We start from the raw sequence: 25,756 nt of genomic DNA on the forward strand, positions 1-25,756 counted from the left end.
TTGCGTCTCAGATCACGGAGCCGCGGGCGGCGATGCCGCCGTCGATCGTCACCACGGTGCCCGTGATGTAGCCGGCCTTGGGTGAGGACAGGAACGCGACGAGATCTGCGACTTCCTCTGATGTGGCCGGACGCTTGCCGGGATATTTGTCGAACAGTTCTTCCCAGCGGCCCTCGTCGCCGAGCATGTCGATCGCCTTGCGCTTCATGATCTTGAGCATGCGGTCGGTGGCGACCGGACCCGGATTGACGGCAACGACGCGAACCCCGTGATTGAGGCTGGCCCCGCCGAGCGCTTTGGTAAAGGACATCAGCGCCGCATTACCTGTGCTGCCCGCGATATAGCTCGCATCCCAGTTCTCACCGGAATTGCCGATGATGTTGAGGATGACGCCGTCCTTGCCCTTCATCCGCGGATAGTAAAGACGCGACAGGGTGATGTAGCCGAACACCTTGAGATCGAAGCCGCGGCGCCAGGCGGCGTCGTCGAGAATCTCCAGCGAACCGGCCGGTATATCGCCGGCATTGTTGATCAGGATGTCGATGTCGCCGACTTCTGCCGCGAGTTGCTCCATCGCCGCCGTGCCCGACAGGTCCAGCGCGTGAATCGTCACCTTCACGCCATGGCGGGCTTCGAGATCTTGCTTGGCCGTCAGCATGGCCTCGCCGTTGCGGGCCGCCAGATGCAAATGGCATCCTTCGGCGGCAAACACCTCGGCCACCGCAAGCCCGATGCCTTTCGAGGCGCCAGTGATCAGAGCCGTCTTGTTTCTCAGCTTAAGTTCCACGCCAAATCTCCAGGACGCAATTCAGATATACAAATCTAAGCAATTTGCATACCAAGAGATCCGACGGCTACTTAAAGGCTGCGAGAAAGTCCAGGAGGTTGTCGCCAAGCAGATTGACGTGGTCGCGCATGGTGTTGTGAGCCCGCTCCGGATCATGGGCCAGGATCGCCTGCATGATCGCCTCGTGCTCGCGCACGGTGTCGGCGATCCGGTTCGGCATTCGCGTCACCCGGCGGCGATAGGCCGCCACCTGGTTGCGCAGTTTTCGTGTCTGATCGGCCAGAAAGGCGTTGCGCGAAGCTTCGTAGATCGCCTCGTGGAATTCCTGATTGACGTCATAAAACACATCGATGTCGCCGGTTTCGCCGGCAGCCACAAGCCGTTGATGAATCTCTGATATTTCAATCCCCCAGGCCTGCGACACCCGCCGCGCGGCGAGCCGCGCGCATAGCCCTTCGAGCTCGGCCATCACCTGGAACATCTCGATCAGCGCCTCGGCCTTGATGGCGCGCACGGTCGCGCCCTGACGCCCGCGTAACTCGACCAGATTGTTGGCGGCCATCAGTCGGAATGCCTCCCGCACCGGGGTCCGCGAGACGCCGAAGCGCTGCGCGATCTCCTGTTCATCGAGCCGGCTACCGGGCTCGAGGTGGCCGGCCGCGATCGCCCCTTCGAGCTGTTGGCGCAGGCTCTCCGCCAGCGTCACGCCGGGGATCTGGGCAACGGAAGCCTGCCCATTTTTGGCACGTTTGCCTGCATTCTGTGCACCAAGGATCGTCACATTGTTTCTCCAACCATCCACTGAGTATACAAGATGGCTCAGATTGTTCCAATCAGAAGCCCGGATTCACCCGAAGATGCCAGCGACTCGCCCACATTAGACGCCAAAGCCCGGCAAATTTCATGCCCAATCTGTCGAAAACAGCTCTGGCACACGAGTTGCTAAGCAAAGCGGGAGCGGCCCATCTGCGTATGCGTGAGATGGCCATCATTATACAAAGGGCCCTCCGTGCAGGCTGCGATCCAAACCAAAGACATGCCCATTGCCGGATCGCCGGAGGCTGCAGCGAAGCCCGCACCGCTGCTTGAGCTGCGCGCGCTGACCAAGACGTACGGCGCGGTCACGGCTCTGTCGGGCCTCGAGGCCAGCGTCGCCCCGGGCGAGTTCGTCACCGTGGTCGGCCCCAGCGGCTGCGGCAAGAGCACGCTCTTCAATATCGTCGCGGGCCTGGAAGAGCCGGACGCCGGCGGCATCCTGCGCTTTGAAGGCAACAGCTGCCACGCCGCAAATCTGCTCGGCCGCGTTTCCTTCATGCCGCAGCGGGATCTGCTCTTGCCCTGGCGCAATGTCGTGGACAACGCCATCCTCGCGCTCGAGGTCGAGGGCGTGCCGCGCGCGGAGGCCCGGGCGAAGGCGCTCAAGATGCTGCCCGAGTTCGGCCTCGCCGGTTTCGAGAAGCAGTATCCGCATCAATTGTCCGGCGGTATGCGTCAGCGCGTGGCGCTGATGCGCACGTTTCTGTTCGAGCGCGACCTGATGCTGCTGGACGAACCGTTCGGCGCGCTCGATGCGCTGACGCGCGCGATGATGCAGCGCTGGCTGCTCGACGTCTGGCAAAAATACCGGCGCACCATTCTTTTCATCACCCATGACGTCGACGAGGCGATCTTCCTCGGCGATCGCGTGCTTGTCATGACCGCCCGCCCCGGCTCGGTGAAGCTCGAACAGGTCGTCGATCTGCCGCGCCCGCGCCGGCCGGAGATCGTCACCGCTCCCGAATTCGTCCGCCTCAAGCGCACCCTGCTCGATGCCATCGAGGAGGAGAGCATGAAATCCTTCCAGTCCGCCGTTGCCCAGGAGAAGGCCACGTGAACGTCAAATCAATCAGCCAACCGCCCTCTCCCGCGGCGCGCAGCATCGATCCCGCCGAATGGGAGGCTCGCGTCAAGCTCGCCGCCTGCTATCGCATGGTCGCCAGGCTCGGCATGGACGACCTGATCTACAACCACATTTCGGCGCGCGTGCCGGGACATGAAGACCAGTTCCTCATCAACCCCTACGGCCTGCTGTTCGACGAGATCACCGCGTCGACCCTGGTGAAGATCAACACCAGAGGCGACAAGCTCGACGACACCCCGCACAGCGTCAATGTCGCCGCCTTCGTCATCCATGCCGCGATCCACACGTCGAACCACGACGCCGCCTGCGTGCTGCACACCCATTCCGACGCCAGCGTCGCGGTCTCCGGCCAGGAGAAGGGCTTGCTGCCGCTCAGCCAGTTCGCGATGCGCTTCTATGACCGTCAGGCCTTCCACGACTACGAAGGCGTCGCCATCGATCTCGACGAGCAGGCGCGGCTGGTGCGCGACCTCGGAGTGCACAAGGTCATGTTGATGCGCAACCACGGCATCCTGACCGTCGGCCGCACGCCGGGCGAGGCCTTCATGCTGCTGTATTATTTCGAACGCGCCGCGCGCATCCAGCTGCAGATGCAGTCGGCGGCCGCCGCCGGCGCCGCCCTGGTGATGCCGCCGCACGAAATTTGCGAGAAGGCCGCTCGGCAGTTCTGGGAATTGCAGGGCGACATCCTGGTTCCCGGCGAGCGCGAATGGCCGGCACTGATGCGCCAGCTCGACCGCACCGATCCGTCCTATCGCAACTGATCCTCATACCGACGCCAGGAGTAAACCATGCTGAGCCGACGCCACGCCCTCGCCGCCTTTACCGCCGTCGCGCTGACAGCCGGCTCGCTGCCAACCTCGCTTCCCGCCGCGGCCCAAACCCTCACCAAAGCGAGCCTTCGACTGAAATGGCTGCCGCAGGCCCAGTTCGCCGGCTTCTACGTCGCGCTGGCCAAGGGCTACTACAAGGCCGAAGGCATCGATCTCGCCATCAATCCGGGCGGCCCCAACCTGCTGACTGAAAATCTGGTCGCGACCGGCGCCGATACGTTCGGCCTGTCCGGCGGTACCGACAGCGTGTTCGCCGCGCGCGACAAGGGCCTGCCGATCGTCTGCATCGGCGTTTCGCACCAGATCACGCCGTTCATCTTCGTCACCCGCAAGGACGGACCGGTCAAGACGCTGCAGGACTTCAAGGGCAAGACCGTCACCACCTGGTTCACCGGCGCCAACCACGTGCTGAACGGCATGCTGGCGAAGGAAGGCATCAAGGCCGACGAACTCAAAATCCAGCCGCAGCAGGTCTCGGTGACGCCGTTCGTCGACGGCAATGTCGATGTGATCACGGCGACCTATTACAACGAATTCTACACCATCCAGTCGCGCATGCCGAAGGACAGCCTGAAGACCTTCGTCGCCGAGGACTACGGCATCACGTTCCCTCGCGATACGCTGATCGTCGCGGAGACGACCGCCAAGGAAAAACCCGACCTCGTCAAGGCGTTCCTGCGTGCCTCGATCAAGGGCTGGAAAGACGCCTTCGCCGATCCGAAAGGCGCCGTCGACGCCGTGATGGCCGTTGCTCCGACGCTCGATCGCCCGCAACAGGAGTTCATGCTCACGGAAGTGAAGCGTCTGATGACGGCGGGCAAGGCAGCGCAAAGCGGCCTGTTCTGGATCGACCCCGACGCCGTCAAGACCGCTCACGACTTCTTCCTGAAATACGGCGTGATCTCCAAATCGCTCGATCTTGCCGTCGCCTATGACGCAAGCTTCATCGGGAGCGTGCCTGTTACCGAGCGGTTGCCGTGAGCACCGGTTCGACGGCATCGCTCGTCGAAGACAAGACAGCAGCAGGCTTGCGACCGGCCGGCCTGCCCGGCTGGTTGCGGAAGGCACTGCGTCTGCTGCTCGGGCTAGCCGCCACGGCCCTGATCTGGGAAGCTGCGGTGCTCCTGTTCGGCATCAGGCCCGCTTACCTGCCGCGCCTCAGCACGATCCTGATGGCAATCGCGGCGACGCCCGGTGCCTATGTCAACGGTTTCCTGCGGACGCTTTCCGAAACGCTGATCGGATTCGTCACTGGCAGCGCCTTCGGCGTGCTTACCGGCATCGCCTTCTTTCGCGTGCGGACGCTGCGTGAGATGATCTTCCCGATCTTCGTGGTGTCGCAGACCATTCCCGTCATCGCTTTTGGCGCGCTGGTGGTGCTTTGGTTCGGCAATACCCTGCTCGCCAAGGCGGTGATCGCGTTCTATCTCACATTCTTCCCCGTGACGGTCAACACGCTGCTCGGCCTCGAGACGGTCGATCCCAAGCAGGTGGCGCTGATGAGGAGCTTTGGCGCCTCGAACGGCCAGCTGCTGCTCCGCCTGCAGCTTCCCACCGCGCTGCCGCAGATATTCGTGGCGCTGCGGCTCGCTTCATCGCTCAGCCTTGTCGGCGCGATTGTCGGCGAATGGTTCGGTGACACCACCGGTCTTGGCGTATTGCTGCTGCAGGCCATGTTCACCGAGAACGTGGTCGCGATCTGGGGCGCGCTGCTGGCCTCGGCGCTGCTCGGCACCAGCTTCTACGCCGTCGTCGCCGCGGCCGAACGGCGGCTGGTTTTCTGGAGCGCGGAGCAATGAGCAGCTCGCCCCTCGCCTCTTCTCCACTTGCCGTGCAACGGGGCATTCTCGGCGCGGTCCTGCTGGTGGTTTGCTGGGAAGGGCTCGCGCGCGGACTGCATCTGCCGTCCTACGTCCTTCCCGCCGTCAGCGAAATTCTGGCCGGCGTCTGGTCCAAGCGCGCGCTGCTGGGTGAGGCCGCGGGCTACACCGTGCTCGAAGCGCTGGTGGGCTACGGGCTCGGCTGCCTCATCGGCATCGGCCTTGCGGTCGCCATCACCATGCTTCCGCCGCTCCGCGCCGTGATCCTGCCTGCAGCCACCGCCATCAACTCGGTGCCCGTGGTCGCCTACTCGCCGCTGATCCTGCTCTGGTTCGGCATCGGCGTGGCGTCAAAGATGGTGATGGTGGCGATGGCGGTGAGCTTCACCGTCTTCCTGTCGACGCTTGCCGGGCTTGATCGTGTCGATCGCCGCGCCATCGATCTGATGCGCAGTTTTGGCGCGGGGCGGCTGAACATCCTGTGGCGCCTGCGCCTGCCGACCGCCTTGCCGCTGCTGCTTGCCGGGATGCGCGTCTCCACCGTCCGCAGCGTCATCGTGGCGATCATCACCGAAATGCTCGGCGCCTATGGCGGGCTCGGCTGGGTGATCTACCAGGCCGTGCTGCAGATCGACTTCGTGCAGGTCTGGGCGGCGATCTTCGTTGCCTCGGCGGCGAGCCTGAGCTTCTTCGGCCTGATCGGCTTTCTCGAACGCAAAGTTCTGTTTTGGACGTGACCCGATGAAACGACAGATGCATCTCGGCCTGTTCATCCTGGGCACCGGCAGCCATGTCGCCGGCTGGCGATATCCAGGCGCGGTGGACAGTTTTCAGGATTTTTCCGCGATTCAGGAGATCGGCCGCATCGCCGAGCGCGGCAAGTTCGACCTGATCTTCATGGGCGACAACCTCTATGCTGACGCTGCCGCGCACCCGTCCTACACGCTGCGGCTCGAACCGCTGACGATGCTGGCCGCACTCTCGACGTCGACCAGCCACATCGGATTGGGCGCCACCGTCTCCACCACCTACAGCGATCCCTTCACGGTCGCGCGCGTGTTCGCCTCGCTTGATCACATCAGCAACGGCCGCGCCGCGTGGAATGCGGTGACGACGGCTAATCCCGCGACCGCCGCCAATTTCGGCACCATTCATCCCGACCACGCCCGCCGCTACGAGATGGCGGGCGAATTCCTCGACGTCGTCAAGGGACTGTGGGACGGCTGGGCGGATGATGCCATCGTCGCCAACCGCATGAGCGGGCTCTACATCGATCCCACCAAGCTGCGCTCGATCGACCACGATGGCGCGTTCTTCAAGGTGAAGGGACCGCTCAACATCGGCCGCAGCCCCCAGGGCCATCCGGTGGTGCTGCAAGCCGGTGGATCCGAGGCCGGCCAATCGCTCGCTGCGCGCACGGCGGACATCGTGTTCTCGGTCGTGCAGGACATCGACGAAGCCAAGGCCGGCTATGCGTCACTCAAGGACCGCCTGTCGGCCTTTGGGCGCAAGGCCGAGGACGTTACGGTACTACCCGGCGTCATGCCGATCGTTGGCCGCACCGACAAGGAGGCGTTCGAGAAGCTCAACGTGCTGCAGAGCTTTGTCAGCGGCAGCAACGCGATCGCCATGCTCTCCGAACGCTTCGGCCGGGACATGTCGGCCTACGACCTGGATGGACCTGTTCCCGACCTTCAGCCGTCGGACGCTTATCACAGCTTCGCCAGCGTCATGCTCGCCAAGGCCCGGCGCGAGAACATGACGCTGCGTGATCTCTATAATCTCACCGCCGCAGCGCGGGGCCATTGGGTGCTGTGCGGCTCGGCAGAGCGCATCGCCGACACCCTGCAGCAATGGTTCGAAGAATACGCAGCTGACGGATTCAACGTGATGCCGCCGTATTTCCACGAGGGTTTTGAGGACTTCGTGCAGCTCGTGGTGCCGATACTTCAGGAGCGGGGCCTGTTCCGCACCGACTATCACGGGACGACCCTGCGCGACCATTTAGGTCTGCAGCGACCGAGGAATGCCTCGTTCCAGGTGTGAAACGCACTTTCGTGGAAGCTGTGCGTCCGCGTTTACGCCAAAGCAAAAGCTACGGCCGACGTCCTCAAAACCTCAAATAGTGGGCGTTGGCTGCGTTCAGTCCGGTTGGGTCATGAAGCCATCGAAGAATGTCGTGAGCGGCCGATAGCCATCGAGCGGCAGAACGTGCGCCACGTACTGGTCTGGCCGCACAACCACCATGCATCCCCGTTCGCGATCGATGCCACGCATCGTGAAGATGTCGTTGTCGCCTGTCAGGTCGGCGCAGAACATTTTTTCGTAGTCGCGAAGTCCATAACGCCCCTTCCCCGGAAGCAGGAAGGACGGCATCGCCTCGATGATGAGCGCGTGATGATGTTGCTGGAAAACCGCGCGAACATCGATCACCGAGTCGATGTCCTTGTTATCAGGGGTGTATTTCCGCACAGGAGAGGCCTGCGCCTCGGCGAGGAAGTCGCACAGGGCCCGGATGCCGGAGTTGGGCGCCGCGGGATCCTCCGCGCCGGCAAAGGCAAAAATGCGCCAGCGGCCGTCCGCCTTGACCGCGTGGCCGAGGTGAACCGGCTTGGCGTCGGCCAGACGGACGACCGGCGCGGAATGAAAGCGCATGCCGATCGTCAGCCCCTCGGCCAGATGCTGATAAGTTGGTTCGCCGGTCAGGAGCGAGGGCCGGTAACGGGCCGCGGTTCCCGCGGTGTAGCGCCCGTGCCTCACGAAATAGCGCTGCGTCTCGGCCGGATCGAACCCCTTGCTCGACGCGAGCAAGGCAGCCCATTCGCGGTCGAAGTCGATCAGTTCCCTGGCGATAGCCTGGCGTTCGGCCGAATAGCTGTGCAGGAGGCTGGGTAGGCAGCGCTTCCGCAAGACTGACGCCAGCTTCCATCCGAGATTGAAGCCGTCCTGCATGGATACGTTCATGCCCTGGCCCGCTTTCGGGCTGTGGGTGTGGCAGGCGTCGCCGGCGATGAACACACGCGGCAGACGTTTCGCGACGTCCGCTTCCGGCACGTCATCGAACTTGTCGCACAGGCGCTGGCCGATCTCATAGACCGACCACCACGGAACCTCTTTCACGTCGAGCGAATAGGGTTTGAAAATGCGCCGCGCCGCCGCGATCAGGTCGTCGGCCGTGATGTTGCGATTGGAAATCCTCTCGCCGGCATCGAGCTTGTCGAGTTCGATATACAGCCTGAAAAGATAGCCGCCTTCCCGCGGGATGATGATGATGCTGCCGTGGTTGGCGGACTGTATCAATGACTTGAAGCGGACATCCGGAAAGTCGGTGACGGCCAGCACGTCCATGACGCCCCAGGCATGGTTGGCGGAGTCGCCGTGCAGCGTGCGCCCGATGCTCGCGCGCACCGTGCTGCGCGCGCCGTCGCAGCCGACAACATAGCGCGCCTTGATGGTCTCGATCTGTCCTTCGTGCGCGGAATCGAGCCGTTCGAGCCTGGCGGTCACCTGATGGGGACCGGCATCGTCGCCGGAGCTGGTCGCAGGGTCGACCTGAAGATCGAGCAGGCGTCGTGCATAATACGGCTCGAGCCGCGACGGCGATTTGCGCATGACGTCGAGGTAAAAATCATGCACCCGCGCCTGGTTAAGGACCACGTGCGGAAACTCCGACAGCCCGTCTTCGGTGTCCTGCACCCATCCGCTGCGGACGATGTTGTCGGGCTGCGCAGGGTCGGGCTTCCAGAAGGTCGTCTCGTTGATCCAGCAGGCTTCCTTCAGCACACGCTCGCTGAAGCCAAAGGCTTCGAACATTTCCATCGTGCGGCAGGCAACGCCATCAGCCTGGCCGCGGAGCAAAGAGCCCGGCTTCTGTTCAACGATGCAGGTCTTGATATCGGGAAAGGCGGAGAGTTGAGCCGCCAGCGTCAGCCCGGCCGGACCGCAGCCGACGATGAGGATGTCGACCTCCGCCGGAATGGCGCCGGCAGATCCTGACGCAACAACCCGTTGTGCAGGGTCTTGAATCTCGGGGTCGCCGGGTTCGAATCCGTTCAGATGAAATTGCACGAAACCCTCCCCGCGCCTGACGCGACTTCCGGGCCATCAGCTTGCTGGGGCTCTAAAAAGCCGTTGCCGAATTTAATCAGTATGCTTATTATCAGTATACTTGTCAAGCGAACTACCTGGAGGGTTTTGGTGACCGAGAACGACGACAAGCCGGGGCACCTGGCGCGCCGGTTCCAACAGATTGCGGTGGCGGTCTTCCATGCCGCGGTCGAGGAAGCCGGCTATGACCTCACCCCCGTTCAATACGCAGCGCTCACCACCATCGGGACGCAACCGGGAATCGATCAGGCGACGCTTGCCGGGCTGATCGCCTATGACCGGACGACCATCACCGGTGTTGTGGATCGGCTGGTGCAGAAAGGCTTGTTGGTTCGGCAGGCTAGCCGCACCGACAGGCGCGCCCACGCGTTGCAGATCACCGATGAAGGACATCGGACCCTCGACGGGATAGAGCCGGCAGTCGAGGCCGCGCAGCGGATCATACTGGCTGGCCTGTCCAATGCCGAGGCCGCGACACTCATGCGGCTCCTGCGCAAGGCCATCGCTGCGGGCAATGAACTAAGCCGCGCGCCGCAGCAAACCGCTTTGACAGATGCCGCCAGAAAGAAATAGCTTTCGTTCGTCAGGCAGCGACGACAGGAAGCCCACAGTCCCCTACTCGGCGCGCGTGCTGACAAGCCGTAATCCGGTCGTTTCCTGCCGACGTCCAGCTTGAATCGCACCGACTGCTGTCTTTTTGGCCTACTGCTTAATCCGTGATCGCTGGCGCGCGAATCTTTCGAGAATAGAACGCGGCGCTCCGCGCCAGTCGTAAGCACACCCCGCTCTTTATTAGCACCGGCCCAGGACTCCTTATTTTCCCACCCAAGCACGAAAATTGCATAGAACGGCCCTGCCTGCCTGCACAGCGAGCAACGCCATGAACCTGATCAATCTGGACATCCGCATGCTGCGTTCGCTGATGTCGGTCGTCGAAACCGGCAGCATCACCGAGACGGCGCGGCGGCTTGGTCGTACCCAGCCCGCGATTACCCTTCAGCTACAGCGGCTGGAGGAGCTCACCGGAAAGGCGATTTTCATCCACGAGGGCCGCCGGCTGTTTCTGACGGCGGAAGGCGAGACGGTCCTGAGTTACGCGCGATCGATCGTCGGATTTCACGACGAAATGTTGTCGCAACTCGCCTCTCCGGACATCGAGGGTCACGTGGTGCTCGGCACCCCGGACCTCTATGCCGCCTTCATGCTCCCCTCGATCCTGAGGATTTTCCGCAAAGCCTTTCCGCGCGTTCAGCTCGAGCTGAACTGCTCTCTTTCGACACCACTCGTCGGATGCGTGAAGCGCGGCGAAGTCGATATCGCGCTGGTGACCCGGATGAACGATTTCACTGGCGGACAGGTGGTGCGGCAGGAGCAGTTAGTCTGGATGACCGGAGAGCAATCCACGGCGCATAACGAAAAGCCGATCCCCCTGGCGCTGCTGCCGCCGGGCAATATCTTTCGCGACCATGCGATCGAGCGGCTGGAAGCATCAAGACTCCGATGGCGCATTGCCTGCGTCAGTCCCAGCGTCGGCGGTCTGCAGGCCGCCGCCTTCGCCGGCATGGCGGTCACCGTCCTCGGCCGCTCCGCACTGGTGCGCAACATGCGCGAGATCGGCGACAAGGAGGGGCTGCCGACGCTGCCGAAGGTCGATCTCCTGCTGTACAAGTCTCCGACCGCGACATCAAAGGCCGCGAGCGCCCTGCACGACTACCTCGCACACTATCTCAATCTCGAAGACGAGCTCCTGCTGGGCAAGGAGCTTCCGCTATCCGAAAACGACAGCAGCCCCAGCCGATCAGCTCATCTGGGGCCGAAACTCGGTCCAGGGCCTCGCCCGCTCGAAGGCAGCGGCGATGCGGATGATGAGCCCCTCATCGAGCCACGGCGCGATAATCTGAAGTCCAATCGGAAGCCCGTCGCTGTCGAAACCACAAGGAATCGTGGCGGCAGGCAGCCCGGTCAGATTTATCGGCCAAGAGAACGGCGACCAACCTAGGTGGCGGTCGACGGCAACACCGTCGACTTCATCGACCCCAAGTGCGCCGGCCGGAAATGCCGTCACGGCCACCGTCGGCGTGACGATCGCATCGACCTTGCTAAACATTTCCAAAAACGAGCCGCGCAGGCTGTTGCGGCGATAGCTGGCCTCGACATATTGGACGCCGCTATAGGTTGTTCCCTTTGCCACGACGTCACGGTAGTCGCCATCCGAGCCTGCGAGCGCGCTGGCGTCGCGGGCCGCGACGGCTGCGGCCTGCTCGGTGTAAGCGATCGGCTTCAAGATTCGTTCGAGCATATCAGGTTCGAAATGAACGCAATCCGGAACGATGCCGGCGCCAAGCGAACCGAGCGTCTCAACCGCCGACTGAAAGGCCTTGCGAATGTCGGGCGCCACCGCCGCATAACCGAAGTCGACACTGCTTCCGATCCTGATCCCGTCGAGCTTTACCGCTATGGCGTCAAAGCTGCGCGCCGGCACCGGCAGGCTGGCGGCATCACGCAGATCGTGGGCCGCGATCACTTCGAGAAGCAGGGCCGCGTCGGCGACCGTACGCGCAATCGGTCCGGTATGTGCGAGCGACGCCCATGACGGCGGCGCGAAGCCCGGCGACCTCGGAACCAGCCCAAAGGTCGGCTTGATACCGACCACGCCACAGAAGGAGGATGGCACGCGTATCGATCCAACTCCGTCGGTGCCGATCGCGAGCGGACCACATCCGGCAGCGACCGAGGCCGCGGCCCCGCCACTCGATCCGCCGCTGGTTCGTTTCGTGTTCCAGGGGTTGCGCGTGATACCGGACACCGGGCTGTCGGCCGTCAGCTTGTAACCGGATTCGCAGGTCGTGGTCTTGCAGGTCACGATTGCACCTGCCGCTTTCAACGCCGCAACGACCGCGCCGTCGACGGTCGGTACCAGATCCCTGTTGGCGGGCGCGCCTCCGAGCGCGCGCACACCGGCGACATAGACGAGGTCCTTGATGCTGACCGGCACGCCGGTCAGTTTGCCTGCCGGCTGTCTGGCGGACCAGGCAGCCGTCGCCACGTCAGCCGCCTTGCGCGCCTGATCAAAAGTCTCGGTCACGACCACGTTGCAGGATGCATTGGTCAGTTCCAGTGCGGCAATCACATCCTCGATCACGTCGCGCGGCGTGAACCGCCTGGTGCGATAGCCCTCCAGTAATTCAACGGCTGACAGCCTGGCCAACGCATTGACTTCAGTGGCGCCGTCGGCGCGGGCCTTTCCAGCTTTCACGGCAACCTCACAACGTCTGGAGAGCGGCCGCTATGGCCTTCTTTGCCATCACAGTCACGAGATGGGCGCGGTATTCCGCATCCGCGTGGATATCGGAGCTGAGGTTTTCCGAACTCACCTTGATGGCGGCGACTGCACCTGGCGTGAACGAGCCTTCGAGCGCAGCTTCCATCGCTCCGACGCGAAACACGCCAGGCCCCGCCCCGGTCACTGCGACCCGGACCTTTCCGGCCTTCTTCGCCGCACAGACGCCGACGACCGCATAGCGCGACGCCGGGGATTTGAACTTGGCATAGCCGCCGGCCGTCGGTACCGGGAAACGCAGCGCCGTAATGATCTCGCCCGGTTCGAGCGCCGTTTCAAACAGCCCGCGAAAGAACGCGTCGGCGGCGATCTCCCGGCGATCGGTCACCACAATCGCATCGAGCGCGAGCACGGCGGCCGGATAGTCGGCCGAGGGATCGTTGTTGGCGACCGAACCGCCGATCGTGCCGCGGTTGCGAACCGCGGGATCGCCGATACCAGCGGCGAGACTGGCCAACAGCGGGATCTTGCTGCGCACCAGTTCTGATTCCGCGACATCGACATGCCTGGTCATCGCGCCGATCGTCAGGACATCGTCCTTGAAGGAAATCCCCGACATCTGCGGGATCTTCGACAGGTCGATCAATGCTGCCGGCGCTGCCAGCCGCTGCTTGATGGTCGGCAGCAACGTCATCCCGCCGGCCAGTGGCATGCTGTCTGCCACACCGCCAAGCAGCACCGACATCTCGTAAAGCGTGCTCGGCCTGTGAAATGCAAATGATCTCATTTCGACTTCTCCTACTCTGCGGCCTGCGGCATCGCGGCATTCTGAATGACGCGCCAGATCCGGTTCGGCGTCGCCGGCATATCGACATGCATCACGCCAAGATGTGACAAGGCATCGATGACGGAGTTGATGACGGCCGCGGGCGAGCCGATGGTGCCAACCTCGCCGCAACCCTTCACACCCATCGGTGTGTGCGTACACAGCGTGGAATGGGTCTTGATCGTCATGTTCGGCAGATGATCGGCGCGCGGCATGGTGTAGTCCATGAACGATCCTGACAGCAGCTGTCCCGAGACGTCGTCATAGACGGCGTTCTCATAGAGCGCCTGGCCGACACCCTGAACGATGCCGCCATGCAGCTGGCCTTCGACGATCATCGGGTTGATGACGGTGCCGACGTCGTCGACCGCGGTATATTTCTCCAGCGTCACGATCCCGGTCTCGGGATCGATTTCGACCTCAGCGATGTGACAGCCGCCGGGATAGGTGAAATTGACGGGATCGTAATAGGCCTGCTCCTCCAGCCCGGGTTCGAGGATTTCGAGCGGATAATCGTGCGGCACATAGGCGGCGCCCGCGATTTCCTGAAACGTCTTGCTGCGGTCGGTACCGGCAACCGAGAAGACGCCGGCCTCGAACTGAATGTCCTGCTCACTGGCCTCGAGCAGGTGGGCAGCAATCTTCTTGCCTTTGACGACCACCTTGTCGCTGGCCTTCGAGAGCGCGGCGCCGCCGACCACCAGCGAACGCGAGCCATAGGTGCCCATGCCGAATTGCACACGGTCGGTATCGCCGAACACGATGTCGACATTGTCGAAGGCCACCCCGAGCTTTTCCGATACGATCTGCGCGAAGGTGGTCTCGTGACCCTGGCCGTGATTGTGGGTTCCGATCAGTACGGTCACCTGCCCGGTCGGATGCACCCGCACCGTGGCGCTTTCGTAGAGACCGCCGCGGGCGCCGAGCCGGCCGGCAAAGCGCGACGGCGCGAGACCGCAGGCTTCGACATAGGTCGAATAACCCAGCCCGCGGAACTTGCCGTCGCGTTCCGACGCCGTCTTGCGTTCCGCAAAGCCGGCGACATCCGCCGCCACCAGCGCCCCCTCAAGGCAACCCATCGGATCGCCCGAATCATATTCGACCAGCACGGGCGTCTGGTACGGATAGGCTTCCTTGGGGATGATGTTACGACGGCGCAGTTCGACGCGATCGATGCCCATCTCCTTGGCCGCGACATCCACCAAACGCTCGACCACGAAGGTCGCTTCCGGCCGCCCGGCGCCGCGATAGGCATCGACCGGCACCGTGTTGGTGAAGACCACCTTCACGTTGCAATAGATCGCGGGCGTGGTGTAGACGCCGCCGAGCAGCGGCCCATAGAGGTTGGTCGGGATGTTGGGGCCGAAGGTGGAGAGATAGCCGCCCATATTGGCGAGCGTGACCACCTTCAGCGCCAGGAATTTGCCGTTCTCGTCGAGCGCGAGTTCAGCCTCGGTGACGTGATCCCTTCCGTGGCGGTCCGAGACAAACCCTTCCGAACGGTCCGCTACCCATTTGACGGCGCGGCCGACGCGTTTGGCCGCCCAGGTGATCACGGCCTCCTCGCCGTAATGGAATTGCTTGACGCCAAACCCGCCGCCGACATCAGGCGCCACCACGCGCATTTTCTGCTCGGGAATCTTGAGCACCAGTGCGCTCATCAGGAACCGCACCACGTGCGGAAACTGGCTGGTGGTCCACAACGTATAATGGCCGGTGCCGCCATTATACTCGGCAATCGCCGCGCGCGGCTCCATCGGGTTGCCGATCAGGCGATTGTTGACGAGGCTGAGGCGCGCGACATGCGCGGCCTTCCTGAACGCAGTCGCAACCGCGGCCTTGTCGCCGAGCTCCCAATCGCAGCAGAGGTTGTTCGGCACGTCGTCGAACAGTTGCGGCGCGCCAGGGCGAACGGCCTCGAGCACGCCGACTACCGCCGGCAGCACGTCATAGTCGATCACCACCGCCTCCGCGGCCGCGCGCGCGAGTTCCAGCGTATCGGCGATCACGAAGGCGACCATGTCGCCGACGAAGCGCACCTTGCCCTGCGCCAGCATCGGAAACGCCGGCTCCTTCATCGGCAGGCCGTCCGAGCCGTGGATGCCCCAGCCGCACGGCAGCGAACCGAGCCCGTCGGCGGCGACGTCGGCGCCGGTGAGCACGGCCTCGACGCCCGGCATTGCCAGCGCCGCCGTCTTGTCGATGCCACGGATGACAGCATGGCCGTGCTGGGAGCGAATGAACACGCCGAACGTCATGTCGGCGCGCTTGACGTCGGCGACGTAATTGCCGCGGCCGGTCAGAAACCGGAAATCTTCCTTGCGGCGGGGCGCGGCGCCAATTCCGATAATGTTGGACATGGCTATTCTCCGATCCCTGACGCGTTCATGGCGGCTGCACCGGCCAGCACCGATGCCACGATGTTCTGATATCCAGTGCAGCGGCAGATATTGCCCTCGAGGCCATGGCGGACTTCGGCTTCCGTCGGCGCAGGGTTCTTCGCGGTCAGCGCCACTGCAGTCATCACCATGCCGGGCGTGCAGAAGCCGCACTGCAGGCCGTGATTTTCATGAAATGCCTGCTGCATCGGATGCAGGGCGTTCGAGCCGCCCGGCCCCGACAATCCCTCGATCGTCGTCAGTGTGCCGCCGTCGAGCATCGGCGCGAGCAGAGTGCAGCTCTTCACCGCCTCGCCGTTGAACAGCACGACGCAGGCGCCGCACTGGCTGGTGTCGCAGCCGACATGGGTCCCTGTCAGGTTGAGGTTCTCGCGCAGCAATTCGGTGACCAGCGTCGCGGGCTCGACATCGACCGTCCGGGGCCGGCCGTTAAGCGCAAAACTGATTTTCATCTGGCATCTCCGGGGCTGGGGCTGACATCAGGCAAGAACGCGGGCGCGGCCGGCCGACCAGGTGGCAAGCAGCATATCGCCGACATCGAAGGGATCGCGGAAGAAGGTCCGCTCCGGGATGTAGGCGACAAAATCCTCGTCAGGCAGCGTGTCGAGCATGACCTTGACGAACGATCCCTGGTACTCGATGGCGACGACGCGGCTCGGCAGCGCCGTCGCGCCATCGCCGAGACCGCCGGCGTCGACCCGCATCAGTTCGATATCGTCACGCCGCACCGCCAGATCGATCCGGTCGCCGACGGAAATTCGCGTATCGGCACACAGTCCGACCTGGATTCCGCTGCGGTTCGGCTGCGACAGTACGACGTGGCCGTCGCCGATCTTCTCGACCTTGCCGGACAGCACATTCTGCCCGCCGAGGAATTCAGCAACGTAGCGGTCCCGCGGGTAGGCGTAGACGTCGCGCGCCGGCCCCGATTGCTTGATCTTGCCCTTCTCCATCACTACGACGATATCCGCGAGTGCGATCGCCTCGAGCTGGGTATGGGTGACGTGAATGAAGGTGATACCGAGTTCGCGCTGCATCCGGCGCAGCTCCTGGCGCATCTGCACCCGAAGCTGCTCGTCCAGTGCCGACAATGGCTCGTCAAGCAACAGCACCCGCGGTTCGGTAATCGCCGCGCGCGCCAGTGCCACGCGCTGTTGTTGTCCACCCGACAGATTGGCCGGGAGGCGGTCCGCCAGCTCGGTCAGGCGCACCTTATCCATCATCAGGTCGGCGGCTTTGTAGCGCTCGGCCCTGGATTGGCCGCGCACCCGCAGCGCAAAGGCGATGTTATCGCGCACGTTCAGATGCGGAAACAACGCGTAGGACTGGAACATCATCGCAGTGCGCCGCTCGACCGGCGCCATTCCGGCGACATTCTCGCCGCCGATCACGATCTCGCCCGCGGTCGGATCCTCGTGACCCGCAATCATCCGCAGGATCGTGGTCTTGCCGCAGCCGGAGGGCCCGAGAAAGCAGCAATAGGCGCCGTCGGGGATCTTGAGGTTGACACCATCGACCACGTTGGTCGTGCCGTCATAGCTCTTGCAGAGACCTGCCAATTCGATATCGCCGGCGCCTGCGCGCATTCCGAAGCCCTCAGTGCGTTGTCGCGCGCACGCCGCGGCGCTTGTTGATGAAAACAATGGCGGCGATGCAGCCGCCGATGATCGCAAAGGACACGATCGTGGTGACGGTGCCGAGCGCATACAGCGACGGCGAGGTCACGTTGAGCGTCATGCTCCAGATTTCGAGCGGCAGGGTGTTGAGCGAACCCGCGGTCTGCAGCGTGCGGGCGAACTCATCGTAAGACAGCGTGAAGCCGAACAGCGCGACCGCGACCAGGCCGGGCGCCAGCACCGGAATCACCACCAGCCGGATGGTCTGCCAGCGGGTGGCACCGAGATCGCGGGCCGCCTCTTCCCATACGCTGTTGAAGCGGGACATCACGGCGAACATCACCAGCACGCCGAACGGCAGCGTCCACGACAACTGCGCACCCAGCGCGGAGGTGTACCAGCTCGCGTTGATGCCGAGCCACTGAAACAACAGACCGATGCCAAGGCCGAGCACCAGCCCAGGCGCCACCAGACTGCCGATCATCAAATAGAACACGAAGGTGTCACCGAAGAAGCGGCGGCGGAACGCCAGCCCCGCCATCAGCGACACGACCAGTGTAATCACCGTCACCAGTGCCGCCAGCTTGATCGAGCGGTCGAACGATCCCTTGACGTCGCCGGTACGCACCTGCGTAAACAGGTCGACGAACCAGTGCAGCGAATGGCCTTTCATCGGAAACACCAGCCCGCCGCGGATATCCTGGAACGACAGGATGTAGATGCAGATCATCGGCCCGTAGAGTGCGGCCACATAAAGCGTGAAAACGGCCGCGAGCGCGTAGAACGTCCAGGGGCGGCGATCGCCGCGCGTGACAGCGGGGACACGCCGGGTTCTGACCATAGCCATATCAGCCTCGCCGAGAGCGACCGTCATTGCGTGATCTCCCGGCGAATATCGACGACGCGCAGGATCAGGGCGATGACGGCAATCAGAACCACGGTCAGCAGCACGGCGCTGGCCGCAGCGATCGGATATTGCAGCACGCCGACGTTCTCGTAGAACGCGCTGACGACGGAAGCCGACCCGCCGCCGGACATCACCTTGACCACAAAGAAGTCGCCCATCACGATCGAAATCACGAAGGTCGATCCCAGCGCGATGCCGCTCTTCGACATCGGGATGATGATGTAGCGCATCACGTCGAGGCGGCTGGCGCCGGCGTCGAGCGCCGCCTCCACCACCCGCTTGTCGATGCGCGCCAGCGAATTGAAGATCGGCACCACCATGAAGATCGTCAGCTGGTGGACATAGGCGATGACGACCGCGAGACCGGAATAGAGCAGCACTTCCAGCGGTTCGCGGATCAGGCCGACGCCGAGCAACGCCGAATTGACGAGTCCTTCCTTTCCAAGCAGCGGAATCCAGGAAATCATCCGGATGATGTTCGAGGTCCAGAACGGAATCGTGCAGATCAGAAACAAGCCGATCGCGAGCAGCTGATTCTTGACGTGAAAGACAAGGAAATAAGCGACCAGAAAGCCGATGATCAGGGTAAACAACCAGGTCAGCACCGCGAACTTCAGCGTCGCGACATAGAGATGGAACGTCTGCGCCGATGTGAGTACGTCAGCGTAGTTTGCCAGCGTGAACGTCGGCAGCAGCCCGCCAAAACCGTCGGTCTCGAAGAAGCTCGCGACCAGAACGACAAGGGTCGGCAGCAGGAAAAACGGGACCAGCACCAGCATCAGCGGTGTCACGTAGAGCCATGCGCTCAAATTTGGTTGCCGCATCACCTGGCCTGACTGGACTTCATTCTGGATCTCCGGGGGCTAGCCATTCGAGCTTGCCGGCGCTCGGGCGGCGCCGGCGAGCTAATTCGCCTCAAGCGATCTTGAAATCGTTCCAGCGCTTGTTCATGTAGGCCGCCTCGTCCATCAGCGTATTCCAGCAGGAGATGTTCTTGACGCGATCGAGGAATGAACCGCCGTCCCGCTTGGTGCCGGTCTTCTCCATCGGCACGCCGTAGGGATCGTTGATGACAGAGGGTGCCGGCTTGCCGTCGTACCAGAAGTCCCACTCCGCCGCGGTCAGGAACTTCTTGGCCGTCGATGGCACCGGGCTGTAATAGCCGTAGCGTCCGACGAAGCCGCCCTGCCAGCCCGAGAGATACCAGTTGAGATAGTCGTAGGCGGCGCCAAGCTTCTTGCCCGACAAATGCTTCATCAGGCCCATGCCATTACACCAGCCGCGATAGCCTTCCTTGCCGTTCTTGACGTTGACCGGCGCATAGACGCAGGGAATTTCCTTGACGCGGACGGCGGCGACCGCCGGCGACCACATCGACTGGATCACCACCTCACCTGCCGCCATCAACTGCACCGACTGGTCGAAGGTGGTCCAGGTCGCACGGAACTGCCCCGCCTTCTTCAATTCGATCAACTTGTTGCAGGTAAAGTCGATCTCCTCCTTGGTCATGTTGCCCTTGTTGCCGTACTTGATCAGCCCGGCGCTTTCGAAGCACAACGCTGCGTCCATGATGCCGATGGCGGGAACGTCGAGGATGGCCGCCTTGCCCTTGAACTTCGGGTCGATCAGGTCCTTCCACTCGGTGATTTCGCGGCCGACGAGATCGGGACGATAGCCGATCGAGTCCGCATTATAGACCTGCGGCAGGAAGGTCGCCCATTCCGTCACGCCGTCGTTCAACTCGGTCGAATTCGGCTTGGCGATATACATCGCCTCATAGGGGGAAATGCCCTGCCGCGGAATCTTGTGGCCGTCGATCTCGCCCTTGGTGAAGATCGGCAGGATGTTGTCGAACTCCCTGATCTTCTTGACTTCGATGCCCTGGATCACGCCGCGCTTGGCGGCGAGCTTGGCCTGCCATCCCTCGAGGTCCGCGATATCCACCGAGTCCGGCTGGCTGATGAAGCGGTTGATCGAGGCCGACGTATCGAGGTTCTGCATCGTGACCTTGAAGCCAAGGTCCTTTGCCGCCTGATCGCCGATCGCCTTGACCACCGAGTAGGAGACGCCGACATGCCGGAGTTCGATGTCCTTGATCTCTTGCGCCCAGATCGTCGGGAAGCCGCGAAACGCGTCGGAGCCTACGGCTGCGCCGGCCGCAGCCGCACCAGCTTTGAGAAGTGCCCGCCTCGAAAGGCCTTTCTTCTTTACCGGAAGCTTGGACGAACCGGCCTTCGCAACGTCCTTGTCGTCATCAAACATGGTTTTCTCCGTTCGCGTATTGGTTGACCAGCCTGCACCCCAACCGGCTCGTTCGTTTGCGCGACCGTGTTGATGATGAAGCGTAGCGAGGGAGAAATCCGATTGTAAAATCGGAAGTTAAAATTCCACGTATAAGGACGACTAATGTAAATCGCGGCCTGCTCAATGTGGCAGCATGCTGATCTATAATTTGACCTTTACTTTGGAGAACCGTGGACGGCCGATGAGCAGATGACGGAGGCTGCCTGACGTCGTTTCAACATCTTATATCGTCGTTTGCGACGTTAACGGTCCAACCAGGCATGTCGAAATTCAGGATCGCTACCGTCGTCAGAAACTGAGTTGAACCTTCATGGACGCCCACGGTGCAACTGCGGTCGCGGTCGAGGAAGCGGCAGATCAATCGACGCCAGTCCGGAGAATCGCCAGTGCGAGGGCCTGGGCGCGGGGGACGATGCTGTCGAGCTCGAGATACTCCTGCGCGGTATGGGCATTGCCGCCAACCGGGCCGACTCCGCAAATCGTCGGGGTGCCGACGCTCGCGGTGAAGCCGGAATCGGCGCAACCGCCGGCGAACTCGCCCTGCAGGTCAGACAAACCGGCGTCCTTCGCCGCTCCGCGATAGATATCGAACAGGATTTTCGACGTCTCGCTCTGCACCACCGGCAGGAATTCGCCGTTGATGTGCAGCTTCGCCGTCGTGCCCGGCACCGTCGACGTGGCGATAATCGCCTCGATCGCCGCCAGCGTGGTGGCGCGATCGGCGGGATCGATGTAGCGCATGTCGATCTGGCCCTCGGCATACGGCGCAGTGGTGTTGACCGACTGGCCGCCAGCGACCAGCCCGACATTGAGGGTGATGCCTTTTGCAAGATCGGTCAAAGCATGGATCTGCACGATCTTGTGCGCGAGCTCGCCAATCGCGCTGATTCCTTCCGCAAAATTGCCGCCGGAATGCGCGGCCTTGCCTGATATCTCGAAGCGCATGAACACGCCACCCTTGCGGCTGGTGACGACGTTGCCGGTCGGTCGGCCGGGCTCGGAATTGTACACCGCACGCGCTGCACGGCCTTCTCGCTCGATCACCGGCCGCGACGACGGGGAAGCGATCTCCTCGTCAGCGGTGAGCAGCAGCTTGATCGGGCACGGCGCGCCGCCGAATTTGTGGAATGCCGCGGCGACGAAGGCGTTGATCACCAGACCGGCCTTCATGTCGGCAACCCCTGGCCCATAGGCCCTGCCGCCCTCGATGGTGAACGGCCGGCGCGCCACCTCGCCCTTGGGAAACACCGTGTCGCGATGGCCCATCAACAAGACAGGCTTTTCGTTGCTGCCCGGCTCCGTCACCAGCGCATGGACGGCATCGCCGAACACGTCATGAGGTTCGCGCCACGCCTCGATGCCGTGCGCGGCAAAATGCTGCTCGAACCGCGCGCCCACCGCATCGACGCCCGCCTTGTCATAAGAGCCGGAATCGATATTCACGACGTCGCGCAACAGATCGATCATGGTTTGCTTTTGCGACGCGATCCATTCGGTGATCTGCGCTTCGGTACTGGCGGGCATGGCAGTTCCTTCGTAAACCTATCCAAGTTGCAGCATTCGAGGCGCCCCCTCGAGTCGCTCTCGTTTCTTACAGCGCCAATTCCTAAAGTGCCATTCTTATAGCGCCATGGCGACGGCGTTGTTTGACACGCCCGTCTTCATCATCATGCGGGCAATCGCCTCGCCAATCACCACCGTGGTGAAATGGGTGTTGGCTCGGCAATCGGACGGCATGATCGAAGCATCCGCCACGCGTAGCGCTGCGATGCCCTTCACGGTGCCATCCGGATTCACGACGCCGTTGGCGTCGTTGAAGCCCGCCATGCGGCACGAACCGGCGGCATGCTGGATGTCGCCGGTGTCGCGGCGGAGCAGCGCTTCGAGTTCCCCGTTCGGCAGCGCCGCGGCTTGCGGCAGCGTCAGATCGGTATCGATCAGGCGAATCCAGTCGCTGATGCCAGCCAGCGCCGGCTGGGTGGTGAGCACAGCCAGTCGCTTCACCGCATCGACCATGCGCAGCAGATCACGGTCATCGGCTAGCATGTTTTCCTCGACGATCGGATCGATCGACGGATCGGTCGAAGCCAGCTTCAAATTGCCGCGCGAATAGGCGTTGAACAGCCCCGCACCGATGGCGCCGGGGTTGCCGATGCCGCGATGGTTGAAAGCAATCAGGATCATGTCGCGCTTGCCGCCATCCGCAAGCCCGGACGAATACGTCACGCAGCAATTGGTATGACGCGTATCCGGATCTGTCGGCCGAAATTCCTCTCGCAGCTGTATGGTGGCGCGAAACAGCGGATGGTCGAAGAAATGCTTGCCGACCGGCAGGTCGCGCTCGACCGCGATGCCCATCGCCTTCAGTTCGTCGGCCGGGCCGATGCCCGAACGTAGCAATATCGCCGGGCTATGGATGGCGCCGGCGCACAGCACGATCTCGCGCCCCTTGATCTCGAAACTGCCCTGCCCTTCGATCTGAACCAGCACGCCGGTGGCCTGGCCGTCCTTGATCAAGAGGCGATCGACCAGCGCGTGCCCCCGGATTTCCAGGTTGCCACGGCCGCGCGCCGGTTCAAGATAGGCTTCATTGGTGGTAACGCGGCGGCTGTCGCGGCTGTTGATCGGATAGCAGGCGACGCCCTCGCCATCCGGTCCGTTGAGATCGGCACACCAAGGATATCCCGTTGCCAGCGCGGCGTCGCGGAGTCCACGATCGATCGGCCCCCATTTCTCCGGCGGCGCGCGGTAGACGGGCAACGGCCCGCCGCGGCCATGACCTGCGCGGTCGCCGAACTCGAAATCATCCTCGATGACCGAAAACAGAGGCATCACCTCTTTTGCCGACCACCCGGTGCAACCGCCGGCCGCCCATTCGTCGAACGCGTCAGCCACACCGCGGATAGCGATCTGGCCGTTCATCATCGAACTGCCGCCGAGGCCCTTGCCGCGCCAGTAAAAGCGCGCCTCCTGCCCCGCCACCCGGCGCGTCAGCAGGTTAGGCCACTGCCATTTCTCCTGATATTCGCGCATGTGAATGATTGGAATCGGATTCGGCGTCCGGACTTCCCAGGGCGCCTCATCGGCGCGCCAGTCGAGGCCAGCTTCCAGCAGCAGCACACGCCTGGCAGGATCCTCGGAGAGCCGGGCGGCAACCGCGGCGCCGGCGGAACCGCCGCCGACTACAATGACGTCATACATGGCGTTACTTCTCGATGTTCCAGAAAATCGGAATCGCGGAGGGTATCAAACCGCGCAGATTGGCGCGATAGGCCGCCGGCTGAGCGAACTGTCCCCACGGAATGCCGGGTGCCTGATCGTACATCACGGTCTGGATCTCGGCAGCAATCTTCTTGCGATCCTCCTCGGCGGGTGCCTTCGCAAAGGCGTCCAGCAGCGGAGTGATGCGCGGATCGCACTGCCAGCCCGTGAAGTCGGCGCAGTTGAACGCCACCATGACGTTGGTCAAAGGTGACGCCAGATCGAAGCCGCCGGCGTGAACCCCATAAACGCTCCAGCCCTCCTTCTTGGTACGACGGGCAAGCACCGAGGCCCAATCCATCACCTGCAGATCGACATTGAAGCCGGCCTGCTTCAGCTTCTCTGCAAGGACCTGTGCCGAAATGCGCGGCGCCTCGAGGTCGCTGGCTTGCATCACGATCACAGGCTCGCCGGCATATTTCGTGGCCTTGAGCGCCGCGCGCGCCGCCTCGACCGACGGATTTGCGGCAGCTTCGGTTCCGGCCTTGCTGTCATAGGTGGTGCCGCAGGTGAAGAAGGTTGCACAAGGTGTGGCGTATTTGGCATCGAGGCCCAGCCCGTCCATCACCTCGCGCTGATCGACCAGCTTCCACAGTACGCGCCGGATAGCCGGATCGTCGAACGGCTTCTGCGTGGCGTTCAGGCGATAGGCGCCGGCAAACATGTTGCCGCCGGTGAAATTGACGACCTTGACGCGGGCGTTCTTTTCCAGAACCGGCAGCAGATCGAACGGCGCGTACTGCATGTAATCGACTTCGCCGGTCTGCAGCGCCGACGCCGCGGTGGATCCATCCGGAATGACGCGAATTTCCAGCGTATCGATGTTGACCCGTTTGCCGCCGGCCAGGAAGTCGGCGGGTTCGGAACGCGGCACATAACCGGCGAACTTCTTCAAGATCATGCGGTCGCCGGTGCGGTGATCGGCCTTGCTGTAGACGAACGGGCCGGAACCGACGATTTCGGTGATGCGTTGATCGGCCGGCGTCTTGGCCACCCGCTCAGGCATCATGAAGGCCACGGGGCTGACGGGATTTCCGAGCGCATCGATCACGAGGCCCGAAGGTTCTTTCAGCGACAGCACGAACGTCTTGGCGTCAGCAGGCTCGAGCGAAGTGGTGATAGAGAAGATTCGTCGGCCAAGCGCGTTGCGCTGTCCCCAGCGGCGCAGCGAAGCGACGCAATCCGCTGCCGTGACCGGCTGGCCGTCATGCCATTTCAGGCCGTCACGCAGTGTGAACGTGTAAACCAGGCCATCCGGCGAAACCTTCCAGTCCTGCACCATCTGCGGCTTGATCTCACCCTTGGTGTCCTTTGCGAACAGGGTGTCGAACACCATGAACCCGAAGGTCCGCGAGATATAGGCCGGCGTAAAATGGGGGTCGAGCGTGGCGATTTCCGCTTCCAGCACCGCGACAAGATTACCGCCGGCATAGGACGGCGTAATCGCCGGAGCCGCGCCGAGCGCGAGCGAAAACGTAGCAGCGATGAAAGCCTTCAATTTGAACATGGATGCCTTTTTTGGGTTCGTGAGGAGAGTCTGCGAGGCTTCGGAAGCCGAGAAACGCACCCCCGCAAGCAGGTGCTTGATCAAGCAATGTCCATGCCGTGTGGGGCGCGCTGCTCATGTCGCAACGACTACCTGCCGTGCATTTGCCGAGGCCTCGGAGCGGCGGTTGTGACGTTGGTCCGGCGCGTCGCCTTCGAGAATGAAGCGAT

At 62.9% G+C, this 25,756-nt stretch carries 21 protein-coding genes and 1 pseudogene; 8 read left to right on the plus strand and 14 right to left on the minus strand.

Annotation, left to right across the window (positions count from 1 at the left end):
* Window positions 1-7: 7 nt before the first annotated feature.
* The gene (locus JQ567_RS07575) at window positions 8-787 is read right to left on the minus strand and encodes an SDR family oxidoreductase (protein ID WP_212438237.1); all 780 of its coding nucleotides are present in this window, start codon (window positions 785-787) and stop codon (window positions 8-10) included.
* 67 nt (window positions 788-854) lie between these two features.
* Window positions 855-1,568, minus strand: a complete 714-nt coding sequence (locus JQ567_RS07580) for a GntR family transcriptional regulator (RefSeq protein ID WP_312017365.1) — start codon at window positions 1,566-1,568, stop codon at window positions 855-857.
* Window positions 1,569-1,823: 255 nt separating this feature from the next.
* Between JQ567_RS07580 and JQ567_RS07585 the strand changes: the two genes are divergently transcribed.
* From JQ567_RS07585 to JQ567_RS07610, 6 genes are read left to right on the plus strand one after another with little or no spacing between them, the layout of a single operon-like run.
* Window positions 1,824-2,660 (plus strand): ABC transporter ATP-binding protein, encoded by an 837-nt coding sequence (locus JQ567_RS07585; RefSeq protein WP_212438238.1) that lies wholly within the window; start codon window positions 1,824-1,826, stop codon window positions 2,658-2,660.
* Entirely contained in the window at window positions 2,657-3,451 is a 795-nt protein-coding gene (locus JQ567_RS07590) for a class II aldolase/adducin family protein (RefSeq protein ID WP_312017366.1), read from the plus strand. Before JQ567_RS07585 ends, JQ567_RS07590 begins: the two co-directional genes overlap by 4 nt.
* A gap of 27 nt (window positions 3,452-3,478) precedes the next feature.
* On the plus strand, window positions 3,479-4,501 hold the full coding sequence (locus JQ567_RS07595; RefSeq protein ID WP_212438239.1) for an ABC transporter substrate-binding protein: 1,023 nt from the start codon (window positions 3,479-3,481) through the stop codon (window positions 4,499-4,501).
* On the plus strand, window positions 4,498-5,319 hold the full coding sequence (locus tag JQ567_RS07600) for an ABC transporter permease (RefSeq protein ID WP_212438240.1): 822 nt from the start codon (window positions 4,498-4,500) through the stop codon (window positions 5,317-5,319). Before JQ567_RS07595 ends, JQ567_RS07600 begins: the two co-directional genes overlap by 4 nt.
* Complete coding sequence (locus JQ567_RS07605) at window positions 5,316-6,077, plus strand: ABC transporter permease (protein WP_212438241.1); 762 nt, start codon at window positions 5,316-5,318, stop codon at window positions 6,075-6,077. Before JQ567_RS07600 ends, JQ567_RS07605 begins: the two co-directional genes overlap by 4 nt.
* Before the next feature lie 4 nt (window positions 6,078-6,081).
* The gene (locus tag JQ567_RS07610) at window positions 6,082-7,386 is read left to right on the plus strand and encodes an LLM class flavin-dependent oxidoreductase (RefSeq protein WP_212438242.1); all 1,305 of its coding nucleotides are present in this window, start codon (window positions 6,082-6,084) and stop codon (window positions 7,384-7,386) included.
* Between the two features lie 96 nt (window positions 7,387-7,482).
* On the opposite strand, the gene JQ567_RS07615 is transcribed toward JQ567_RS07610, so the two are convergent.
* Window positions 7,483-9,408: an FAD-binding monooxygenase gene (locus JQ567_RS07615; RefSeq protein WP_212438243.1), complete on the minus strand. Its 1,926-nt coding sequence runs from the start codon at window positions 9,406-9,408 to the stop codon at window positions 7,483-7,485.
* 129 nt (window positions 9,409-9,537) lie between these two features.
* Between JQ567_RS07615 and JQ567_RS07620 the strand changes: the two genes are divergently transcribed.
* Window positions 9,538-10,020 (plus strand): MarR family winged helix-turn-helix transcriptional regulator, encoded by a 483-nt coding sequence (locus JQ567_RS07620; RefSeq protein ID WP_212438244.1) that lies wholly within the window; start codon window positions 9,538-9,540, stop codon window positions 10,018-10,020.
* A gap of 334 nt (window positions 10,021-10,354) precedes the next feature.
* Window positions 10,355-11,158 (plus strand): annotated as a pseudogene (locus JQ567_RS07625) (LysR substrate-binding domain-containing protein); the annotation flags it as partial.
* A gap of 87 nt (window positions 11,159-11,245) precedes the next feature.
* Here JQ567_RS07625 and JQ567_RS07630 read toward each other — a convergent pair.
* From JQ567_RS07630 to JQ567_RS07680, 11 genes are all read right to left on the minus strand, one after another.
* Window positions 11,246-12,703, minus strand: coding sequence for an amidase family protein (locus tag JQ567_RS07630; RefSeq protein WP_312017367.1), 1,458 nt, complete (start codon window positions 12,701-12,703; stop codon window positions 11,246-11,248).
* Window positions 12,704-12,710: 7 nt separating this feature from the next.
* On the minus strand, window positions 12,711-13,514 hold the full coding sequence (locus JQ567_RS07635; RefSeq protein WP_212438245.1) for a xanthine dehydrogenase family protein subunit M: 804 nt from the start codon (window positions 13,512-13,514) through the stop codon (window positions 12,711-12,713).
* A gap of 11 nt (window positions 13,515-13,525) precedes the next feature.
* A complete protein-coding gene (locus tag JQ567_RS07640) occupies window positions 13,526-15,913 on the minus strand; it encodes a xanthine dehydrogenase family protein molybdopterin-binding subunit (protein ID WP_212438246.1) in 2,388 nt (795 codons plus the stop codon).
* A 2-nt stretch (window positions 15,914-15,915) separates the two neighbouring features.
* Window positions 15,916-16,404: a (2Fe-2S)-binding protein gene (locus tag JQ567_RS07645; RefSeq protein WP_212438247.1), complete on the minus strand. Its 489-nt coding sequence runs from the start codon at window positions 16,402-16,404 to the stop codon at window positions 15,916-15,918.
* A 27-nt stretch (window positions 16,405-16,431) separates the two neighbouring features.
* The gene (locus tag JQ567_RS07650; protein ID WP_212438248.1) at window positions 16,432-17,538 is read right to left on the minus strand and encodes an ABC transporter ATP-binding protein; all 1,107 of its coding nucleotides are present in this window, start codon (window positions 17,536-17,538) and stop codon (window positions 16,432-16,434) included.
* A 10-nt stretch (window positions 17,539-17,548) separates the two neighbouring features.
* On the minus strand, window positions 17,549-18,415 hold the full coding sequence (locus JQ567_RS07655) for an ABC transporter permease (protein ID WP_409363582.1): 867 nt from the start codon (window positions 18,413-18,415) through the stop codon (window positions 17,549-17,551).
* Between the two features lie 23 nt (window positions 18,416-18,438).
* Complete coding sequence (locus JQ567_RS07660) at window positions 18,439-19,299, minus strand: ABC transporter permease (protein ID WP_212263734.1); 861 nt, start codon at window positions 19,297-19,299, stop codon at window positions 18,439-18,441.
* Window positions 19,300-19,390: 91 nt separating this feature from the next.
* Window positions 19,391-20,737, minus strand: coding sequence for a PotD/PotF family extracellular solute-binding protein (locus JQ567_RS07665; protein ID WP_212438250.1), 1,347 nt, complete (start codon window positions 20,735-20,737; stop codon window positions 19,391-19,393).
* Between the two features lie 399 nt (window positions 20,738-21,136).
* Entirely contained in the window at window positions 21,137-22,303 is a 1,167-nt protein-coding gene (locus tag JQ567_RS07670; RefSeq protein WP_249165306.1) for a M20 family metallopeptidase, read from the minus strand.
* 96 nt (window positions 22,304-22,399) lie between these two features.
* Window positions 22,400-23,980: a GMC family oxidoreductase gene (locus tag JQ567_RS07675; RefSeq protein WP_212438251.1), complete on the minus strand. Its 1,581-nt coding sequence runs from the start codon at window positions 23,978-23,980 to the stop codon at window positions 22,400-22,402.
* Between the two features lie 4 nt (window positions 23,981-23,984).
* Window positions 23,985-25,547 (minus strand): ABC transporter substrate-binding protein, encoded by a 1,563-nt coding sequence (locus JQ567_RS07680; protein ID WP_212438252.1) that lies wholly within the window; start codon window positions 25,545-25,547, stop codon window positions 23,985-23,987.
* Window positions 25,548-25,756 lie beyond the last annotated feature (209 nt).

The sequence above is a fragment of the Bradyrhizobium sp. AUGA SZCCT0431 genome (genome assembly GCF_018131065.1).
Classification (GTDB): Bacteria; Pseudomonadota; Alphaproteobacteria; order Rhizobiales; family Xanthobacteraceae; genus Bradyrhizobium.

What these genes read in the sequence shown, in the direction of transcription:
- JQ567_RS07655 (WP_409363582.1), bottom strand. Translation starts at nt 18,415, where the DNA reads ATGGCTATGGTCAGAACCCGGCGTGTCCCCGCTGTCACGCGCGGCGAT.
- JQ567_RS07610 (WP_212438242.1), top strand. Translation starts at nt 6,082, where the DNA reads ATGAAACGACAGATGCATCTCGGCCTGTTCATCCTGGGCACCGGCAGC.
- JQ567_RS07640 (WP_212438246.1), bottom strand. Translation starts at nt 15,913, where the DNA reads ATGTCCAACATTATCGGAATTGGCGCCGCGCCCCGCCGCAAGGAAGAT.
- JQ567_RS07665 (WP_212438250.1), bottom strand. Translation starts at nt 20,737, where the DNA reads ATGTTTGATGACGACAAGGACGTTGCGAAGGCCGGTTCGTCCAAGCTT.
- JQ567_RS07585 (WP_212438238.1), top strand. Translation starts at nt 1,824, where the DNA reads ATGCCCATTGCCGGATCGCCGGAGGCTGCAGCGAAGCCCGCACCGCTG.
- JQ567_RS07650 (WP_212438248.1), bottom strand. Translation starts at nt 17,538, where the DNA reads ATGCGCGCAGGCGCCGGCGATATCGAATTGGCAGGTCTCTGCAAGAGC.
- JQ567_RS07645 (WP_212438247.1), bottom strand. Translation starts at nt 16,404, where the DNA reads ATGAAAATCAGTTTTGCGCTTAACGGCCGGCCCCGGACGGTCGATGTC.
- JQ567_RS07660 (WP_212263734.1), bottom strand. Translation starts at nt 19,299, where the DNA reads ATGCGGCAACCAAATTTGAGCGCATGGCTCTACGTGACACCGCTGATG.
- JQ567_RS07670 (WP_249165306.1), bottom strand. Translation starts at nt 22,303, where the DNA reads ATGCCCGCCAGTACCGAAGCGCAGATCACCGAATGGATCGCGTCGCAA.
- JQ567_RS07675 (WP_212438251.1), bottom strand. Translation starts at nt 23,980, where the DNA reads ATGTATGACGTCATTGTAGTCGGCGGCGGTTCCGCCGGCGCCGCGGTT.
- JQ567_RS07680 (WP_212438252.1), bottom strand. Translation starts at nt 25,547, where the DNA reads ATGTTCAAATTGAAGGCTTTCATCGCTGCTACGTTTTCGCTCGCGCTC.
- JQ567_RS07635 (WP_212438245.1), bottom strand. Translation starts at nt 13,514, where the DNA reads ATGAGATCATTTGCATTTCACAGGCCGAGCACGCTTTACGAGATGTCG.
- JQ567_RS07605 (WP_212438241.1), top strand. Translation starts at nt 5,316, where the DNA reads ATGAGCAGCTCGCCCCTCGCCTCTTCTCCACTTGCCGTGCAACGGGGC.
- JQ567_RS07595 (WP_212438239.1), top strand. Translation starts at nt 3,479, where the DNA reads ATGCTGAGCCGACGCCACGCCCTCGCCGCCTTTACCGCCGTCGCGCTG.